20 protein-coding genes are annotated in these 19743 nt (G+C 54.8%); 8 read left to right on the forward strand and 12 right to left on the reverse strand.

Annotated elements, in window-relative coordinates; translation table 11 throughout:
• The first annotated feature begins 384 nt into the window (after positions 1 to 384).
• From QVO51_RS03500 to rpoD, 6 genes are all read left to right on the forward strand, one after another.
• The gene (locus QVO51_RS03500) at positions 385 to 2106 is read left to right on the forward strand and encodes a phospho-sugar mutase (protein WP_022357259.1); all 1722 of its coding nucleotides are present in this window, start codon (positions 385 to 387) and stop codon (positions 2104 to 2106) included.
• Positions 2107 to 2240: 134 nt separating this feature from the next.
• The gene (gene rpmE / locus QVO51_RS03505) at positions 2241 to 2444 is read left to right on the forward strand and encodes a 50S ribosomal protein L31 (RefSeq protein ID WP_015557246.1); all 204 of its coding nucleotides are present in this window, start codon (positions 2241 to 2243) and stop codon (positions 2442 to 2444) included.
• A gap of 51 nt (positions 2445 to 2495) precedes the next feature.
• The gene (locus QVO51_RS03510) at positions 2496 to 3128 is read left to right on the forward strand and encodes an IMPACT family protein (protein WP_022357260.1); all 633 of its coding nucleotides are present in this window, start codon (positions 2496 to 2498) and stop codon (positions 3126 to 3128) included.
• 86 nt (positions 3129 to 3214) lie between these two features.
• Entirely contained in the window at positions 3215 to 4210 is a 996-nt protein-coding gene (locus QVO51_RS03515) for a deoxyguanosinetriphosphate triphosphohydrolase (RefSeq protein WP_015557244.1), read from the forward strand.
• Between the two features lie 4 nt (positions 4211 to 4214).
• On the forward strand, positions 4215 to 5960 hold the full coding sequence (gene dnaG / locus QVO51_RS03520) for a DNA primase (RefSeq protein WP_022357261.1): 1746 nt from the start codon (positions 4215 to 4217) through the stop codon (positions 5958 to 5960).
• Positions 5961 to 5971: 11 nt separating this feature from the next.
• Positions 5972 to 7054, forward strand: coding sequence for an RNA polymerase sigma factor RpoD (gene rpoD / locus QVO51_RS03525; protein WP_015557242.1), 1083 nt, complete (start codon positions 5972 to 5974; stop codon positions 7052 to 7054).
• A gap of 48 nt (positions 7055 to 7102) precedes the next feature.
• On the opposite strand, the gene QVO51_RS03530 is transcribed toward rpoD, so the two are convergent.
• From QVO51_RS03530 to QVO51_RS03575, 10 genes are all read right to left on the reverse strand, one after another.
• Complete coding sequence (locus tag QVO51_RS03530; RefSeq protein WP_441295908.1) at positions 7103 to 7354, reverse strand: hypothetical protein; 252 nt, start codon at positions 7352 to 7354, stop codon at positions 7103 to 7105.
• 350 nt (positions 7355 to 7704) lie between these two features.
• Positions 7705 to 8322, reverse strand: coding sequence for an ECF transporter S component (locus QVO51_RS03535; RefSeq protein ID WP_022357263.1), 618 nt, complete (start codon positions 8320 to 8322; stop codon positions 7705 to 7707).
• A gap of 45 nt (positions 8323 to 8367) precedes the next feature.
• Entirely contained in the window at positions 8368 to 9147 is a 780-nt protein-coding gene (locus QVO51_RS03540; protein WP_022357264.1) for a type III pantothenate kinase, read from the reverse strand.
• A gap of 86 nt (positions 9148 to 9233) precedes the next feature.
• Complete coding sequence (sigE, locus tag QVO51_RS03545; RefSeq protein ID WP_015557227.1) at positions 9234 to 9932, reverse strand: RNA polymerase sporulation sigma factor SigE; 699 nt, start codon at positions 9930 to 9932, stop codon at positions 9234 to 9236.
• A gap of 38 nt (positions 9933 to 9970) precedes the next feature.
• Positions 9971 to 10822, reverse strand: coding sequence for a sigma-E processing peptidase SpoIIGA (locus tag QVO51_RS03550; protein ID WP_022357265.1), 852 nt, complete (start codon positions 10820 to 10822; stop codon positions 9971 to 9973).
• A gap of 132 nt (positions 10823 to 10954) precedes the next feature.
• On the reverse strand, positions 10955 to 12382 hold the full coding sequence (locus tag QVO51_RS03555; protein WP_022357266.1) for an aminopeptidase: 1428 nt from the start codon (positions 12380 to 12382) through the stop codon (positions 10955 to 10957).
• A 39-nt stretch (positions 12383 to 12421) separates the two neighbouring features.
• Entirely contained in the window at positions 12422 to 13063 is a 642-nt protein-coding gene (gene coaE, locus QVO51_RS03560) for a dephospho-CoA kinase (RefSeq protein ID WP_049775479.1), read from the reverse strand.
• 37 nt (positions 13064 to 13100) lie between these two features.
• The gene (locus tag QVO51_RS03565) at positions 13101 to 14126 is read right to left on the reverse strand and encodes an L-threonylcarbamoyladenylate synthase (RefSeq protein ID WP_022357268.1); all 1026 of its coding nucleotides are present in this window, start codon (positions 14124 to 14126) and stop codon (positions 13101 to 13103) included.
• A gap of 20 nt (positions 14127 to 14146) precedes the next feature.
• Positions 14147 to 15232, reverse strand: coding sequence for a peptide chain release factor 1 (prfA, locus tag QVO51_RS03570; protein ID WP_022357269.1), 1086 nt, complete (start codon positions 15230 to 15232; stop codon positions 14147 to 14149).
• 39 nt (positions 15233 to 15271) lie between these two features.
• On the reverse strand, positions 15272 to 15472 hold the full coding sequence (locus QVO51_RS03575; RefSeq protein ID WP_022357270.1) for a DUF951 domain-containing protein: 201 nt from the start codon (positions 15470 to 15472) through the stop codon (positions 15272 to 15274).
• 198 nt (positions 15473 to 15670) lie between these two features.
• Between QVO51_RS03575 and QVO51_RS03580 the strand changes: the two genes are divergently transcribed.
• Entirely contained in the window at positions 15671 to 16033 is a 363-nt protein-coding gene (locus tag QVO51_RS03580) for a hypothetical protein (RefSeq protein ID WP_022357271.1), read from the forward strand.
• Between the two features lie 71 nt (positions 16034 to 16104).
• Positions 16105 to 17040, forward strand: a complete 936-nt coding sequence (locus tag QVO51_RS03585; RefSeq protein WP_022357272.1) for a S1 RNA-binding domain-containing protein — start codon at positions 16105 to 16107, stop codon at positions 17038 to 17040.
• On the opposite strand, the gene QVO51_RS03590 is transcribed toward QVO51_RS03585, so the two are convergent.
• The gene (locus QVO51_RS03590; protein WP_015557218.1) at positions 17024 to 18286 is read right to left on the reverse strand and encodes a replication-associated recombination protein A; all 1263 of its coding nucleotides are present in this window, start codon (positions 18284 to 18286) and stop codon (positions 17024 to 17026) included. The two genes, QVO51_RS03585 and QVO51_RS03590, sit on opposite strands and share 17 nt — an antisense overlap.
• 74 nt (positions 18287 to 18360) lie before the next feature.
• Complete coding sequence (glyA, locus tag QVO51_RS03595; RefSeq protein ID WP_022357273.1) at positions 18361 to 19614, reverse strand: serine hydroxymethyltransferase; 1254 nt, start codon at positions 19612 to 19614, stop codon at positions 18361 to 18363.
• Between the last annotated feature and the right edge of the window lie 129 nt (positions 19615 to 19743).

A 19743-nucleotide genomic window follows, 5' to 3' on the forward strand; every position in this document is an offset into this window, starting at 1 on the left:
CCGCTTGAAGCAGCTTATCTAGCATATCACATTTCCTTCGGTTTGTCAAGCACTTTTTCAAAATTTCTTTTTCCCTTGTCGGTCTGAGTCGTTTTTCCGGCTCTCTTGGCGACTTATTTATTCTACCACACTTGCCTCCCTTTGTCAACGCGAAATGTTACACAATATGTGTAAACAGTCTTCTTGAATAATTATACACCGTGTCGTATACTATATAAATATGCAAACAGACGCTGAACCCTGTCGAATCCCTTTTTCCGCCCCTCCTCCTCATTATTTTTTCAAAATCCCCTTTTCATTTTCGTTTGTTTGTGCTATAATATATAGGAAACGGTGCCGCATGTGAATCGGCTGTGATTTTCAGTTATTCAGGAGGTATGCATAATGAATACGATGGAAAAGGATTTATATCACCTTTGGTGTGAGAAGGCCGTAGATGATGCGGATCTTCAGATAGAGCTCAAACAGATTGCAGACGACGCAGATGCCATCCAGGATCGCTTTTATCGGGATCTGGCCTTCGGCACCGGCGGTCTGCGGGGTGTAATCGGTGCGGGCTGCAACCGGCTGAACATTTACACCATCCGCCGGGCAACTCAGGGACTTGCGGATTATGTAAACGCAGATTTTCAGAACCCCTCCGTTGCCATTGCCTACGACAGTCGGATCAAGTCCACTGTCTTTGCCCAGACGGCAGCAGCTGTCCTGGCTGCAAACGGCATTCACGTCCACATTTACAAGGAACTGATGCCCACGCCTATGCTGTCTTTTGCAGTACGTCAGCTGCACTGCGATGCGGGCGTCGTTATCACTGCCAGCCACAACCCCTCCAAATACAATGGATATAAAGTATACGGTAGCGATGGCTGCCAGCTGACTCTGGATGCTGCACAGAGAGTCACCGACTATATCGAAGCCCACCAGATGTTTGACGATGTAAAGACCATCACCTTTGAAGAAGGTCTCGCCAACGGCATGATCTCCTACATTGAGCAGGATGTACTGGATGCATATTTTGAAAATGTCCTCAAACAGGGCATTCACACGGATCTTTGCGCATCCAGCGGTCTGAAGTTGGTTTATACGCCTCTGAACGGCACCGGCAACAAGCCCGTCCGCACCATTCTCAAGAAGATCGGCATTACCGACGTGACCGTTGTTCCAGAACAGGAAAACCCGGACGGCCATTTCACCACCTGCCCCTTCCCGAACCCGGAAATCCGGGAGGCTCTGGCACTGGGTCTGAAGCTTTGCGAAACCTGCAAGCCGGATCTCCTGCTGGCAACGGATCCGGATGCTGACCGTGTGGGCATCGCTGTACCGGACGGAAACGGCGGTTACGCTTTGATTTCCGGCAACGAAATGGGCGCTATGCTCTTTGAGTACATCTGCGCATCCCGCACCCAGATGGGCACGATGCCGAAAAACCCGGTAGTTGTCAAGACCATCGTAACCACTGACCTGGTTCGTGCCATTGCCAAGGAATACGGAGTTGAGGTCATCGAGGTTCTCACCGGCTTCAAGTTCATCGGCGAACAGATCGGCTTTTTGGAAAAGAAGGGTGAGGAATCCCGTTATGTATTTGGCTTTGAGGAAAGCTATGGCTATCTGGCCGGAACCTATGTACGGGATAAGGATGCCGTGGTTGCCTCCATGCTGATCGTGGAAATGGCTGCATACTACCGGACAAAGGGTATAACCATGATCCAGGCCCGGGATGCCCTGTACGAAAAATACGGCATGTTCCTGCACAGCCAGCAGAGCTTCCAGTTTGAAGGCGAAAGCGGCACGCTGAAAATGCAGCAGATCATGGATCAACTGCGGAATGATCCCCCCAAGACCATCGGCGGACTGCCTGTTACCAACATTGCAGACTACGAACAGAGCATCTCCACCTGTGTGGAAACCGGTGCTGTAACCAATCTGACTCTGCCCAAATCCAATGTACTGGCATTCACTCTGACAGACGGTGCCAGCGTTGTAATCCGCCCCTCCGGTACAGAGCCCAAGATCAAGGCATACTACACCACCACCGGTAAAGACCGGGCAAGCGCTGCTGCACTGGAGGCAAAGCTCCAGGAGGATTTCTCCGGACTTTTGAAATAAAATTTCAAAAAAGACTTGCATTTTGCCCGAAGCTGTGTTATAATATTATGGTTAAATGCAACTTCCATGGCACTACTGTCTAAGTGAACTGATGGGCTGTCATGTTTGCAACTATGAATAAAGAGGTGACAATCATGAAAGAAGGCATTCATCCGAAGTTCGAGGAGTGCACCATTACCTGCCACTGCGGCAACGTAATGAAGACTCGTTCCACTGTAGGTGATATCAAGGTCGAAATCTGCTCCAAGTGCCACCCGTTCTTCACCGGCAAGCAGAAGCTCGTTGATACCGGCGGACGTGTTGACCGCTTCAAGAAGCGTTTCAACCTGGATAAGTAAGCGGAAGGACGACTGCGGTCGTCCTTTTTCTTTTGCAGAAAGGATCGCCTCATGAAATACAAAACCATCGCTGCCCCCTGTACCCGGACGCTGATCGAAAAGCGCTCCGAATTCATCGCAGCCGTTACGCCGGTGCAAACCGCAGAACAGGCAATCGCCTGCATCCAGGATGCCCATGCAGCCTACCGGAAAGCCCGGCATCATGTGTACGCCTATGTGCTGCGGGATCAGAACATCAGCCGCTACTCCGATGATGGAGAGCCCCAGGGCACCGCCGGACTGCCGGTGCTGGATGTGATCCACAAGCAGGGTCTGACGGATGTGTGCTGCGTGGTCAGCCGGATCTTCGGCGGTGTGCTGCTGGGTGCCAACGGCTTGGTGCGGGCATATGGTCAAGCCTGTGCCCAGGCGCTCCGGGATGCGCAGACTATGGAAATGTGCGCCTGCCGTTCCATAACCATCCAGTGCGACTACACCTTCTACGGCAGGCTCCAGTTCGCCCTGGCATCCGACCCGGTTATCACCACTGATACCCAGTTCACCGATGCAGTCACCGTCACCCTCCTGGTGCTGGAAGAACAGGCACAGTCCCTCTGTGACCGTCTGATTGACCTGGCCAACGGTACCATCACTGTCTCTCTGGAGGATGCGGGTTACCGGGACTTTTCTTCCGTGTTGCCCTAAAAGAAATCCCGGTCGGAAAAAGGGAAAAATGAATTTATAAAGTATATATATAGTGAAGATAAAATGCCCTGGACTGGAGGGATACCATGACCATTCGTGAACAGACGGAAATTCTGGAGCTTGGCACGCTAAGCCCCTACGCATGCACCTGCGTGGGAAACGCCAAACGCAGCCGCCCGGAGCCAAAATGCCCCTACCGGACGGAATTTCAGCGTGACCGGGATCGGATCCTCCACTGTAACGCCTTCCGGCGACTCAAGCGAAAAACACAGGTGTTTCTCTCCCCGGTGGGGGATCATTACCGAACCCGGCTGACCCACACCCTGGAGGTCGCTCAGATTGCCCGCACCATTGCCAGAGCGCTTCGCCTGAATGAGGATCTGACGGAAGCCATTGCCCTGGGACATGACCTGGGGCATTCCCCCTTCGGTCATTCCGGAGAAGCCATTCTGGATGAGATCTGCCCCTATGGCTTCAAGCATTACCTGCAAAGCGTCCGGGTGGTGCATTACCTGGAAAAGAAGGGACAGGGACTGAATCTGACCTTTGAGGTCAAAAACGGCATCGCATGTCACACCAATAAAATTGCCGCCACCCGTGAGGGCAACATTGTCCGGCTGTCAGATAAAATCGCCTACATCAATCACGACATTGAAGACGCCACCCGGGCAGGGATCCTGACACCGGCGGATCTGCCCAGTCACCTGACCGCCGTGCTGGGAACGGACAAATCCCAGCGGATCACCACCATGGTAGCATCCGTCATTGAAAACGGTCCGGATGAGATCCGCATGACCAAACCCATCAAAGCCGCCCACGATGCGCTTCGCACCTTTCTGTTTTCCAACGTATACACCAATCCGGTGGCAAAGGCGGAGGAGGAAAAGGCAAAGGGGCTGGTGGAAAAGCTCTACGGCTATTTCATCAAGCACCCGGAAAAAATGCCGGATGAATACAAGCAGATCCTCCGGCGGTTTGATCTACACCGGGCGGTTTGCGACTATATTTCCGGCATGACGGATGGATACGCTGTGGATCTATACCAGCAGATCTTCATCCCACAGTCCTGGGGAAGCAGGTGAGCCTATGCCGTTGCCGGACGAATTTATCTACCAGCTGAAGCTGGCAAACCCCATTGACACCACCATGGGTCGCTACGTGCATCTGATTCGCAGCGGCAGCAACTATAAATGCCTTTGCCCCTTTCACTCGGAGAAAACCCCGTCCTGCACAGTATACACCGGTACTCAGAGCTTTTACTGCTTTGGATGCGGTGCCGGCGGAGATGTCATCACCTTCACCAAGCAGATCGAAAACCTGGACACCTACGAAGCCATCAAGCTGCTGGCGGAACGGGGCGGACTGGAAATGCCGGAAAACGACCTGAACAAGGACGGGGCGAAGCTGAAACTGCGAATCCTGGAAATGAACCGGGAAGCCGCCAACTTCTTTTACCGGAATCTGCTCCAGGGGCAGGACAAGCGTGGGTTGCAATACGCCGTCCAGCGTGGACTGACCCCCAAGGCCATCAAGAAATATGCCATTGGCTATGCCCCTGCCGCATGGGACGGACTGATGAAGCATCTGGAAGGTCTGGGCTTTACCCGGGAGGAGATGCTCTCCGCCGGACTGATCCGGCAAAACGCCCGGGGCTGCTTCGACTTTTTCCGGGAGCGTGTCATGTTCCCCATCATCGACCTACGGGGCAATGTGATCGCCTTCGGCGGCAGACTCATCGAAGGGGAAGGCCCCAAATATCTGAATAGCGGCGACACCCCCGTGTTCAAAAAAAGCCGGAATCTGTTTTCCCTGAACTTTGCAAAGAATGCAAACGTGAAGCAGCTGATCCTGGCAGAGGGCTACATGGACGTAATCGCCATCAACCAGGCTGGCTTTGAGCAGGTGGTCGCCACCCTGGGCACGGCACTGACTGCGGAACAAGCCCGGATCATGGCGCAGTATGCCACAGAGGTGGTGCTGTGCTATGACAGCGATTCTGCCGGACAGAATGCCACCCACCGAGCAATCAATCTGCTCAGCGAGGCAGGGCTCCACACCCGGATCCTCAAGGTGCAGGACGCAAAGGATCCGGACGAGTACATCCGGAAATTCGGTGCCACCCGGTTTAAGCTGCTGCTGGATAACTCCGGCGGTGCCATCAACTTTGAGCTTGCCCGATGCCGGGAGGGACTGGATCTTGCCACAGAGCAGGGCAAATTCGACTTCCTCCGGCGAACGGTGCAGGTACTTGCCAGCATCCGGAACGAAATGGAACGGGAAGTATACCTGTCCAGAATCGCCAAGGAGGAGGAGATCAGCCCGGACGTGCTCCATGCCCAGGTCAAGGCACAGCTGCGTAAAAGCTACTACACCGAAAAAAAGCAGAGCTGGAACGCCATGATGGCAAAATCCTCCTTCCGGGATGAACTGAACCCGGAAGCCCCCCAGTACCAGCGGGAAGCCAAAGCAGAGGAGCAGATTCTGGCGTATCTGTTCCTGCATCCGGACTTGTTGCCGGAGGTGGAAAAGCGTTTAAAGCCGGAGCATTTCTTCACCAGTCTGCACCGGAAAATCTATGAGGTTTTCTGTGAACGCATGCCGGAAACAGACACCTTTTCCGTTTCCATATTCCGGGACGCATGCTCGGATGCGGAAATGGGCAGAATAACAGGAATCATGGCACGCAATGCGGAGGTGGCTCTGACGGCGGATACTTTGAACGACTGCATCCGTCTGCTGCTCCAGGCAAAGGAACACGAAAAAATCAATGCAGATCAACTTTCTGACGATGATCTGCTTTCCATAGTCAATCAAGCCAGAAACAAAAACTAGGAGGACTCATTATGGCAGAAAAAAATGAAAGCATCGATGCGCTGATCGAACGTGCAAAGGCAAGCGGCAAGCTGTCTACACGGGAGCTGAACGACGCATTCGAGCGTTTTGATCTGGATGCGGAGCAGATCGATAGCTTCTACGAAACCTGCATCAACAACAACATCGAGATCGTAGAGGATTTCATGCCGGATACAGATTTGAAGCTGGGGCTGGATTCGGATCTGAGCGATGACCTGGAGATGGCACTTTCCACGGAGGGCATCGCCATTGACGATCCGGTGAAGATCTACTTAAAGGAAATCGGCCGGGTGCCCCTGCTGTCAGCCGAGGAGGAAATCGAGCTGGCACAGCGCATGTCCAAGGGGGACTCCTATGCAAAGAAGCGCCTGTCCGAAGCCAATTTGCGTCTGGTTGTCAGCATTGCAAAGAAGTATGTGGGCAGAGGCATGCAGTTTCTGGATCTGATCCAGGAAGGCAACCTGGGTCTAATCAAGGCTGTTGATAAATTTGACTATACCAAGGGATTTAAGTTCTCCACCTACGCAACATGGTGGATCCGTCAAGCTATTACCCGTGCCATTGCGGATCAGGCACGAACCATCCGTATTCCGGTGCACATGGTGGAAACCATCACCAAGGTCAAAAAGATCATCAGTCAGCTGCTACATGAAACCGGTCACGAGCCTACAGCGGATGAGATTGCAGAGCGGCTGGAAATGCCCGTTGAGAAGGTGCGGGAGATCATGCGGATCGCCCAGGATCCCGTATCCCTGGAAACCCCCATTGGCGAGGAGGAGGACAGCCATCTGGGGGATTTCATCCCGGACGATGACGCACCTGCACCGGCGGAGGCCGCCTCTCTGATCCTGCTGAAGGAGCAGCTCAATGAGGTGCTTTCCACCCTGACCGAGCGGGAGGCAAAGGTGCTGAAGCTCCGGTTCGGTCTGGAGGACGGACGCTCCCGAACCCTGGAAGAAGTGGGACGAGAATTTGAAGTCACCAGAGAGCGGATCCGTCAGATCGAAGCAAAGGCACTGCGGAAGCTGCGTCACCCCAGCCGCAGCAAAAAGGTCAAGGATTTTCTGGATTAACACAAAAGCAGCCCCGGCAGACTGTAAAGTCTCCGGGGCTGTTGCTTTTTATTTTTCCCATAAACCGCAGTAGATCCGGATCACATCCGCCTTCGTCACCGGCTTCATGGTGTTCGCCGGACTGCCGCTGGCAATGGCGTCCTCCGCCATTTCACTGCGTGCAGTCAGATCCGAACCGTTGCTGTATGCTGTCGGAAGATACCGGAAAATCCGCTTCACCGCCGCCAACGCCACTGTATCCGTCAAGGGTTGTCGCTTCCGGGAGGTGTAGGACTCAATGGCATGGGTCAGCGCATCCACGCCGTTGGCAGCATCCCACGGGCTTTGTGCGGAACTACCTAAAACAAAAACAGGAGCAGCGGCATTCATCTTTGAGCGCCGTTGCTCCTGTTTGGTTTTTACTATGGCTTTATTATAGCAAAGGGCGTTTCTGCTGTCAACACACTCGCAGAATTTTAGATTTTCTATGCAACTTCCTTAAAATCTATGGAACTCCATTGTACACTTTACTACTCTCTGTGCTTTCGCCCAATCAAATTCTTGTGCTGCAAAAGAAATGCTGTGTGCCAGAGCACAAAAACAGTCCGTTTTTTCAGAAAAAAGCTCCGTTCCGCATAAACCATGCAGAACGGAGCTTTTCGACTGATGTCTTACTTATTCCGGGGCAGAACATGTACCAGACCCTTGGCAATGGCTGTGCCAAGCACCAGGCAAACCCCCGCTTCAATCAGCGCATTGCCGGTCACCAGCAGCCCGATGGCGCCTGCCACCGTATCCGTACCCAGTAAGGCGGTAATGCTGCTATAAAACAGCAGCAAAAACAGACCAACGAACCCGACCGTATTCAGCACTGCACCGCTGAGACATGAAACCGCAAAGGGCAGAATGCCGTTTTTGGTGGCTTTGCACATACCCTTGTAGATCAGCCCTGCCAGCAGTCCCATCAGCACACGGGGCACCATGCACAGCAGAAACGTGAACACCGGATTGATACTCATCATGGCTGTGCCAAAGGTGTCCAGACCGAAGCACTGAATAAAGCTGGTGATGCCGAACACAGCACCCAGCAGAGCACCTCCCCTGGGACCTGTGACCACGGCGCCGATGACTACCGGGATCATGATAAAGGTGATGGACACTGCCCCCACCTTCAGGTAGCCGATGGGTGTAAACGTCATCAGCACGATGACCGCCGCCAGCATCGCCAGCACTGTGAGCCGCTTCACGTCCAGCTTTTGTGCGCCGGAGTTCTTGATTGTTTCTTCCATTTCAAATTCCTCCTACTGCCGCCCCATCTGTATGGGTGCAGCGTATTATTCGGACTTGGAATTCAGTTTGTAGAGCATATACAACCCGTCGGACAGCAGATCCGTGTCCAGTACGATGCCCTCTGTTTTGCAATAGGGCAGAATCAGCTCCGCCATGCCGCCGGTGGCAACCACGGTTGCCTCCTGTCCCAGCACGCTGCGGTACCGTTCGATCATACCGTCCATCATGGAAGCATTGCCAAGGATCACACCGGAGCGCATCGAATCAATTGTATTCGTGCCGATGATCACATCGTGGAATGCATCCGGATCAATGTGGGGCAGTTGTGCAGTGGCTGTAGAAAGCGCATGCAGAGATACCTGCACGCCGGGGAAAATAGAGCCCCCCAGAAACGCACCGCTTGCATCCAGCGCAGAAATGGTTGTGGCAGTGCCCAGATCGAAAATGATACAGGGCATGGGATAGCGCCGCTTGGCAGCTACCGCACCGCAGACCAGATCCGCCCCTACTACGCCGGGATTGTCCAGCTTGATATTCAGACCGGTTTTGATGCCGGAGGAAACCACATAGACCCGACAGCTGCACACCCGGTCAATGGCACGGCGCAGCACGCCCACCAACTGGGGAACCACTGTCGAAAGAATCGCGCCCTCGAAGGATGCAGACTCGCAGCCGTACAGCCGGAACAGGTTCATCATATCCAATGCATACTCATCCTCCATTTTGGAAGCTTGTGTTGCCATACGGGATGTGAACAAACGCTGCTCCTGGTCGTACACGCTCAGTACAATATTGGTATTCCCTACATCAACAGTCAGTATCATAGCTTGGTTTCACCCTCCTGAATTTTCGTCCACCCTTAGTATACACACAAATGCTCCAAAAGTCAAGGTGATACCGCACAATCCCGCTATACCCGATCCATTTCTGTTTTCAGACGGCGAATGATCTTTTTTTCCAGCCGTGAGATATAAGACTGGGAGATGCCGATCTCGTCCGCCACCTCCTTCTGGGTCTTTTCCCGTCCCCCCAGCAATCCGAACCGCATCTGCATGATCCGCTTCTCCCGTGGCTCCAGACCATCCACTGCCTGTCGCAGCACGGACTTTTCCGCTTCTGCTTCAATGCCCCGGTTCACAATGTCCTCATCCGTGCCCAGCACATCTGACAGCAGTAGCTCGTTGCCGTCCCAGTCAATGTTCAGTGGCTCATCAATGGAGATCTCTGACCGGTACTGGGAGGTTTTTCGCAGAAACATCAAAATCTCATTTTCGATGCATCGGGAAGCATAAGTCGCCAGCTTGATATTTTTCTCCGGACAGAAGGTATTCACTGCCTTGATAAGTCCGATGGTGCCGATAGAAATCAGATCCTCGATGCCGATGCCGGTGGATTCAAATTTTTTTGCAATGTACACCACCAGCCGCAGATTATGCACGATCAGCGTCTGTCTTGCGGATTCCGCATCCCCCGTCCCGAGCCGTGCAAAAGCTTCCGCCTCCGCTTCCTTGCTCAGGGGCGGCGGCAGAGTATCCGAGCCGTTGATATAATACACGCCGCCCCGCCCTGTCAGCCATTGTACAAGTCGCCTGTAAAGATTCCCGATCATACCGTTCCCTCCCATATCAATCAGCGCACCCGGCGCTGTCAGATCAGCAATTTCGGATTGAAAATGGCGCCATCCTGCTCCTGCTGGATGCCGATCAAAGCATCCACCGGCTTGCGCACACCGGAGCACGCCTCACAGATCAGCACCTCGTCCGGCGCAAACACCGGCACTACGCCACTGCCCGTGACCGTAGCACAAGGGATCAGCCGCATGCCCTTGCAGTGCATTGCCATGGCGGCATAAGCCGCCGGATCCATCAAGTTTCCCTCTAGCTGCACCAGCTGTTCCAGTTCAGCACCCCCGCAAAGGATCACTGGCTTGCCGGAAAACCGATCCATCAGCAGATTCCCCGAATCCGCCAGTGCCTCCATGCCAATGACCCGTGGACCGTATCGAACCACCACCCGGTAGTGTCCCTGGGTCATTGTGCTGCGATCCACCAGGAACCGGATGCCACAGGTCAAAGCATATGCCGCCACCGTACAGATCAGCAGACAGGCAGGGGAAAAATCCAGGTACAGGCTTGCATTGTTAAACGCCATTCCCACTGGCCGCCGCCAAAGGGATACCGCCAGCATCGCCCCTCCGAACCCCATGCTCACCACAAAAAAGCACACCACATCCCGCAGCCGCATGCGCCTCCCGAAGCAGATCCACACCACCGGCACCCCCATAGCAAACCGCAGCAGGGTACACAACGCCCAGTGCATGGGGGGCAGGAAAATGGTCAATGCGCAAAGGCTGCCCACTGCCGCTGCTGCAATACACCGCTTCCGCCCACAGGGCAGGTGCATCAGCCTGCCGGTTGCCAGAAGCAAAAAGTAGTTCACATACAGATTCAGGATCAGCAGCACATCCACATATATGTACATTACCATCACCAGTTTCATTATACCCGTTGTCCCGGGCAAAACATGTCGATTGGGGTGCAGGGCAAAAAAATTCGGCACACTGCAAAAGCAGCATGCCGAGGAAGGACTGATTTGGGAACACCGCACATAGCTCGTGCGGCAGGCATTGCCTTAGGTTTTGTCGGAGATGAATGCCAGAAACGCCTTGTACGCCATATACACGTCGATCTTTGCAACCACTTCCATGGGTGCGTGCATGGACATGACCGGAACCCCCACATCAATGGTGTCCACATCCATGTTGGCAATATACAGCGCAACGGTTCCGCCGCCGCCCATGTCCACCTTGCCAAGCTCTCCGGTCTGCCAGATGATCTGGTTCTCGTCCATCAGATTCCGGATGGTAGCCACAAATTCCGCAGAAGCGTCCGACGTACCGGATTTGCCCCGGGCGCCGGTGAACTTGGTCACCACAACGCCGTAGTTCAGGAATGCAGCATTCCGGGGATCCAGCACATCCGGGAAGGTGGGATCAAAGGCTGCGTTTACATCCGCCGACAGACACCGGGAATGGGACAGCACCGTCCGTGCCTCCTGGCCGAAGGCTGCTGCCAGATCTGCAATGAAGTATTGCAGATAGGAGGAGCAAAGCCCCGTGTTGCCGTCACTGCCGGTTTCCTCCTTATCCGTCAGCACCAGCACAGAAGTATACCTGGGATCCTTACAGTCCGCTGTTGCCATCAGTGCGGTATAGGCGCACACCCGGTCATCATGACCGTAGGAGCCGATCATGCTCCGGTCAAAGCCCACATCCCGTGCCTTGCTCACTGGCACAGCCTCCAGCTCTGCGGACAGAAAATCCGCTTCGGTGATGCCATACTTCTCATGCAGAATATGGAGAATATTCAGCTTGACTGCACTGCTTTCCTCCCCATCCAGGAAGGGACGAGAGCCTACCAACAGATTCAGCTCCTCCCCCTTGACGCCCTGCGCCAGAGGCCGCTTCATCTGCTCCGTGGCCAGGTGGGGCAACAGATCGCTGACGCAGAATACCGGATCCTGCTCATCCTCTCCGATGTTCACAGTGTTTTTGGTGCCGTCCACCTTGACGATTACCCCATGCAGCGCCATGGGAATGGTGGTCCACTGATATTTCTTGATGCCGCCGTAATAATGGGTCTTGAACAGAGCCAGCTCGTGATCCTCATACAGAGGCACCTGCTTCAGATCCAGCCGGGGGGAGTCAATGTGGGCTGCACAGATCCGCACACCCTTGGCAATGTCCTCTGTTCCGATGATCGCAGCCAGCACTGCCTTGTCCCGGTTGTTCCGGTAGATCTTGTCCCCTGCCTTCAGCTTCATGCCGGCATGATACTCGGTAAAGCCGTGCTTTTCCAGCAGAGCAATGGCATAAGCATTTGCCTCACGCTCCGTCTTGGCAGCGTCCAGAAACGCCTTGTACTTTTCCGAGAACTTATCGCACTTTTTCAGCTCGCTTTCGCTCATGCGCTTGCAGCCATGCTCCTTCTGATAAAAAAGTGCCTTTTTCAGTTCCTTTGCGGCATTCTTGCCGCCCTTTTCCTGCTTGTCCTTTGACATATTGCATTCTCCTTTTTGCACACCGAAATAGGCTCCGGTTTATTTGGCGTTATGATAATTAGTATGATAATAATCCCAGATTTTATCCGAGACTTCTTTGGCTACGTCGCTGAGATTCTTCAGATTCTTGTTGTTCTTGATGATAAAGTCGGAATGCTGCTTAAAAAAGTTTTCTGTATGCTGTGCCCGCATCCGGCTGTATGCCTGTTCCTCCGTCAGCCCGTCCCGCTGCATGATCCGCTCCAACCGGTTAGACTCCTTTGCCACCACGGAGATAATCAGCTCACAAAAATCATCCGCCCGGCTCTCAAACAGGGTGGGTGCATCCAGCAGGATCAGCTTATGTCCGGTAATGGAGGATAAGCGGATCTGTTTCAAAATTTCGCCCGTAATGTAAGGGTAAGAAATGCTGTTGAGCAGCTCGAGCTTTTTGCTGTCGGTAAAGACGATCTGGGCGAGCTTCTGCCGGTTCAGTTCCCCATCGGGAAGCAGAATATCCTCCTGGAAGCAATCCGTCAGCTCCTGCAGACAGCGGCTGCCCTTTTCCATCACCTGACGGGCAATGGCATCCGCATTGATCACGCTAAAGCCGCTGCGTTCAAAGACCTTGCACACGGTGGTTTTCCCCGCCCCGGTCTGACCGGTCAGCCCCACTACCATCACGCCTTCCAGACTGTTCAACCTCATTCCCCCCTTTCGTTTTGATACTGCCGCCGTATCAGATACGGGGCGAGAGATGCACGATATCAAATCCTGCTGCCCGGATCAGGCGGTTGTACACTGCCAGTCCGACTCCATCCTTCTGCGGCATCCGCACATACACAGTCTTTGCGCCGATCTGATCCAGTTCCCGCAGACGGGCAAACAACTGCCGGCCCTGCTCGATCGATGTGCCGCCGTAGGTCATATGGGGATAAGGGAACTGCTCCGCATCCCCGTCAAAAATCAATGCATACACCCCGTCCGCCTGCTGCAGGGCAAGAAACTGCCGGAACAGCTCTGGGGAACCCTCCACCAGGGTCACCGCCGCATTGGGCGCATAGTGCTTGTACTTCATACCGGGAGAAGCCACCTTCTCACTGGCGGAAACCTGCCGGAAGATCGCCGGATCAATGACCACATTGGGCACATGCTCCAACAGCATTTCCTTGGTCACAAAGCCCGGCCGGAGGATCCGCACTGTCCGGTCATCGTCAAAGGTGACCACCGTGGACTCCAGTCCGCAGCTGCATGCGCCACCGTCCAGGATCGCCGGGATCCGTCCCTGCATGTCCGCCAGCACATGCTGTGCAGTGGTGGGACTGGGGTAGCCGGATCGGTTCGCAGAGGGGGCGGCAATGGGCACCCCGGCTGTGCGGATCAGCGCCTGCGCCACCGGGTGGGAGGGCATCCGCACCCCAACCGTATCCAGCCCCCCGGAGGTTTCCATGGGAATCCGCTCCGATTTCGGCATGATCATGGTCAAGGGCCCCGGCCAGAAGGCATCCGCCAAAGATGCCACCAGTTCCGGCACCCGGCTGACTGCCTGTTCCAGTTCCTCCATACTGCTGATGTGGACGATCAGAGGGTTGTCCATGGGTCTGCCCTTGGCAGCAAACACCTTCGCCACCGCATCCCGGTTGGTGGCGTCCGCCGCAAGTCCATATACTGTTTCCGTGGGCATGCCCACGACCTGTCCTTCCCGGATCAGCCCCGCTGCTTTCTGTAAGCCGGCTTCATCCGGGGTCAAAAGTTCTGTTTCCATCCTTTGCAATGCTCTCTTTCCTATGCTTCTCCCTCAGCCTGCTGCATGGCAAGCTTGGCAGCCTGATCCGCCGTTGCCAGTGCATCCAGCACCTCATCCAGGTTGCCGTTCATCACATCCTCCAGCCGGTAAATGGTCAGCCCGATCCGATGATCCGTCAGCCGCCCCTGGGGGAAATTGTAAGTGCGGATCCGCTCGGAGCGATCCCCCGTACCTACCTGCATCCGGCGCTGGGAAGCGATCTTGTCCTGCTGCTCCTGCTGCATTCTCTCGTACAGCCGGGAGCGCAGGATCATCATCGCCCGGTCTTTGTTTTTAAACTGACTCCGCTCATCCTGGCACTCCACCACAAGCCCCGTGGGCAAATGGGTGATCCGCACCGCTGACTCTGTTTTATTGATATGCTGTCCACCGGCGCCGCTAGAACGAAATACGTCAATTTTTAAATCTGTAGGATTGATGGCAAGCTCCACCTCGTCCGCCTCCACCAACACCGCCACCGTCACCGTAGAGGTATGGATCCGGCCCTGGGACTCGGTTTCCGGCACACGCTGCACCCGGTGTACACCGCTTTCATACTTGAGCCGGGAATAAGCACCCTCACCGGTGATGGAAAAGCTGATCTCCTTGAAGCCTCCAAGCTCCGTAGGATTGGCACTGAGCACCTCCTGCTTCCAGCCCCTGGATTCCGCATACATGGTATACATCCGATACAGGGAATTGGCAAACAGCGCAGCCTCCTCTCCCCCGGCGCCGCCCCGGATCTCGATGATGACATTCCGGTCGTCGTTTGGATCCTTGGGCAGCAACAGGATCTTCAGCTGTTCTGCATACGCTGCCAGCTTTTCCTTTTCCGTTTCATATTCCGCCTGTGCCATTTCCCGCAGCTCCGGATCCTCCGACCCGGCATCCAGCAGTTCTCTTGCCTCCTGCATGGACTGGGCACTGCGCTTGTATGCCCGGTATTTCTGCACGATGGGTTCCAGGTTCTTATATTCCTTCATCAGTTGTGTGTACACAGCAATATCCGTGGTCACTGCCGGATCCGAGAGCCGCTGGCTGATTTCCTCAAACTTCTGCTCCATGATCTGTAGCTTTTCAAACATACGGGTTCACTTGCCGCCCGCAGCAGCGGGCTTCTCCTTTCATTCAGCGGCATGATCCTGCTCCGGACGAATCACCTGCCGGACGTGCCTTTCGATTTTGGATCGGGGGATCAGAAACTCCCTGCCGCAGGTTGTGCAGCGCAGCCGGAAATCCATCCCGGAACGGATCACGAAAAATACGTTTCCGCCGCAGGGGTGGGGCTTTTTCATCACCAGCTGATCCTTTGGGCGAATATCCATCTTTCTGCACCTCCATCCGGATACGCTTCAGAACTGGCTCTGCCGTCCTGCATACTCAATATTTATTATACCCCATTCTCACGAAAAAGGCAATATTTTCAACGAATTTTTCGGCTGTGATTTTCAACAATATCTTTATCACGAATTTGTAAAAACCGCACGGATTCCGTGTATTTCATCTCGAAAGGAGCCTTTTTCATGACACTTTCCGCCAATTTCTCCTCCATTGACACAGCTGAAGCTGCACTGCGCCGAATCCGGGCTGCATGTCCCGGCATACACAAGATCCGCATTCTGGCATCCCCCACCCATCGGATCGCCGGCTCCGGCATGGATCGGCAACTGCCCGGCGTATTCTCCATCGTACCCACCCGTACCACTGCCATGGGCAATGAATTTGTGACCCAGGTCATGTCCGAAACGCTCCCGTCCAGGCATGATCCGGAGCCATTTCTCCGGGAAAGCGTCACTTTGCAGCTGTCCTGTCTCCCCGGCAGCGCCCATCAGATCTCCGGTCTGCTGGTTGCCATGGGAGGCAGCCTGGTGCGCACCCTGTCCTGAGGCATAACCCAGCCTGTCCTCTCATAGACTGGAGTATGTGAAACCACAGAAAAAATCTTTGGGAGGTTGAAATGAATAAGTTTTTACCTGAAGGCTACCGGATTCAGACCGAGGAAAACAAACGGGCGGTCAGCACCCCGGCACGGCTGGCAGAAGCCATGGAACGGGGCACCATCCTGGAGGGACGGGTCACCATTTGCGACAGTTCCCACAACTTATGGGTGGATCTGCCCGGCATGCAGGCTGTGATTCCACGGGAGGAGGGTGCGGTGGGCATCCGGGAAGGCACCACCCGGGACATTGCCCTGATTTCCCGGGTGAACAAGCCGGTATGCTTTGTAGTTACGGAGCTGACCTGCGATACCGCAGGAGCCCCCCTTGCCATTTTGTCCCGGCGCATCGCCCAGGAGCGCTGCCAGGCGCAATACCTGGATGCATGCCGGCCGGGGGACATCCTCCCCGCCTGCGTGACCCATCTGGAGCCATTCGGCTGCTTTGTGGACATTGGTTGCGGCATCCCGTCCCTGATCCCCATTGACAGCATTTCCGTGTCCCGGATCTCCCATCCCGCCGACCGGTTCACGGTGGGGCAGCAGCTTCGTGTGATTTTCAAAGGCAGAGAGGGAAAAAAGATCCTCCTCACGCACAAGGAACTCCTTGGTACGTGGGAGGAAAATGCCGCACAGTTCCAGCCCGGAGAAACAGTTGCAGGCATTGTGCGCTCCGTAGAAAACTACGGTATTTTTGTAGAATTGACGCCGAATCTGGCAGGACTTGCAGAGCTGAAGCCCAACGTGACCGTGGGACAGCATGCAAGCGTGTACATAAAGTCCATCCTGCCGGAGCGGATGAAGATCAAGCTGATCCTGGTGGATGTATTTGCACCCTCCGTGCCGGAACCGGCAGAGCTGCATTACTTTATCCAGGACAGCCATATGGACCGGTGGCAGTACGCTTCCGCCGCCAGCACAAAATCTATGGAAAGCCTGTTCACTTCTTCTGTATAAGCTCCTTATACGCCCGGGCTGCCTGTTCCTGCTTGTTCTGACCAAATTGATAATAAACCCGATCCTTCAGCTCGTCCGGCAGGTACTGCTGCTTGACCCAGTGGTTGGGGTAATCGTGGGGATACAGATAATGCTGCCCCCGGACTTTTGCATCTGCCCCGTCAAAATGCTTGTTTTGCAGCTGTCGGGGGATCTCACAGGTGGTACCCCGCTGCAAATCCGCTGCCGCAGCGTCAATTGCAAGGTATGCGCTGTTGGATTTGGGAGCGGTAGCAAGGAGGATCACCGCCTCTGCAATGGGAATCCGGGCCTCCGGCAAGCCAAGCTGCAATGCCGCATCCACGCAGGCTTTTACAATGGGCATGGCCTGGGGGTAAGCAAGCCCCACATCCTCCGCTGCAATTACTAGGATCCGGCGCACCAGGGACAGCAGATCTCCCACTTCCAGCAGACGGGCAGTGTAATGCAATGCCGCATTCTCATCGGAGCCCCGAATGGATTTCTGCAAAGCAGACAGCAGGTCGTAATGCTGATCCCCGTCCCGGTCATAGCGCATATTACTCCGCTGGGTCAGCTGCTGCACGGTTTCCAGAGTCACAGGCATGACTCCATCACGGGTTTCGGATGCAAGCACGCTCAGCTCCACCGTATTCACCGCCTTGCGCACATCTCCCCCACAACCGGAAGCAATGTAGGACACCACCCCATCCTCCGGCTGGCAGTCTGCGCCAAGCTCCTGTCCCATCAGCCGGAAGGCACGCTCCACCGCAGGCTCCAGCTCCTTCGCCGTCACGGGCTTGAACTCAAACACAGTGGAACGGCTGATGATGGCGTTAAACACCGCAAAATAGGGGTTCTCCGTGGTGGAGGCAATCAGGGTCAGGGAACCGTTTTCGATGTACTCCAGCAGGCTTTGCTGCTGCTTCTTGTTCAGATACTGGATCTCATCCAGATACAGCAGGATTCCGTTGCACCCTGCCAGGGTGCCGGTCTGGGCAATGATCTCCTTGATATCCCCTACGGAGGCGGAGGTGCCGTTCAGCTTATACAGGGTCATGTTGCTGTTGCTGGCAATGATCCGGGCAAGGGTGGTTTTCCCCACGCCGGATGGTCCGTAAAAAATCATGTTCGTCACCTGTCCCCGCTCCAGAATGCGGCGCAGGGGTTTCCCCGGGGCAAGCAGATGGGGCTGTCCCACGATCTCGTCCAGGGTGGTGGGGCGGATTTTATCAGCAAGGGGGGTCATAGGCTTCTCCTCTTTTCAAAAGAAAGGGCGAACTGTCAGCAGTTCGCCCTGTTTGTTTGGGAACGTTCCCGGAATTATTCGTACAACGGATACTGCTTGCAGATTTCGCCCACGCCTGCACGGATAGCATCCGCATTGGCATCAAAATCCTTGGCAGCCAGGTAGATGAACTCTGCGATCTGCTCCATCTCGGTGACGCCCAGACCACGGCTGGTCACTGCCGGAGTACCGATGCGCACGCCGCTGGTCACGAAGGGACTCTGGGGATCGTTGGGGATGGCGTTCTTGTTGACGGTGATGTAAACCTCATCCAGGCGATGCTCCAGTTCCTTGCCGGTGATATCGAAGGGGCGCAGGTCAACCAGCATCAGGTGATTGTCCGTACCGCCGGATACCAGGTTGAAGCCCCGCTTTACCAGACCGTTTGCCAGCGCCTGTGCATTGGCAACTACCTGCTTCTGATACTCGGTAAACTCCGGCTTGAGGGCTTCGCCGAAGCAAACCGCCTTTGCTGCGATCACATGCATCAGCGGGCCGCCCTGGATACCGGGGAATACTGCCTTGTTGATCTTCTTAGCCAGTTCCTCATCGTTGGTGAGGATCAGACCACCACGGGGTCCTCTCAGGGTCTTGTGGGTGGTGGAGGTCACCACGTCCGCATAGCCCACCGGAGAAGGGTGCTGCTTTGCCGCAACCAGACCTGCAATGTGCGCCATATCCACCATCAGATATGCGCCGACGGACTTGGCAATCTCGGACAGCCGTGCAAAATCGATCACTCTGGGGTATGCGCTTGCGCCTGCTACGATCAGCTTGGGCTGATGCTCCTTTGCCAGTGCCTCTACCTTGTCGTAGTCGATACGCTCGTCATCGCCCAGACCATAGGGAATGAAATTGAAGTACTTGCCGGACAGGTTCACCGGAGAACCATGGGTCAGATGACCGCCGTGCGCCAGGCTCATGCCCAGAACCGTATCCCCCGGATTCAGCAGAGCAAAATACACTGCGGTATTCGCCTGTGCGCCGGAATGTGCCTGTACATTGGCAAACTTTGCATCGAACAGCTTCTTTGCCCGCTCAATGGCAATATCCTCAACAATATCCACGCACTCGCAGCCGCCGTAGTAACGCTTGCCGGAGTAGCCCTCTGCATACTTATTGGTCAGAACCGAGCCCATTGCTGCCATAACCGCAGGAGAAACAATGTTCTCACTGGCAATCAGCTCCAGGTTTCTGCGCTGGCGAACCAGCTCCTTGTTCATTGCTTCGCCGACCTCAGCATCATACTTTTCAACAAAGCCGATGGTGTCCATCATGGTTTCGTACATTGCAAACTTCCTTTCTGTGTCTGGTTTTTTCATTTGCCCTTGGAACTTACCACATGTAATTAGTATAACACATTCATTTTCAGATTTCAACCCCAATTCTATGCCGCCGGAAAAGAAAGTTGCCGCAAA

Origin of the sequence: Ruminococcus sp. CAG:379, assembly GCF_000434255.1 — a bacterium.
GTDB lineage: Bacteria > Bacillota > Clostridia > Oscillospirales > Ruminococcaceae > Ruminococcus_F > Ruminococcus_F champanellensis.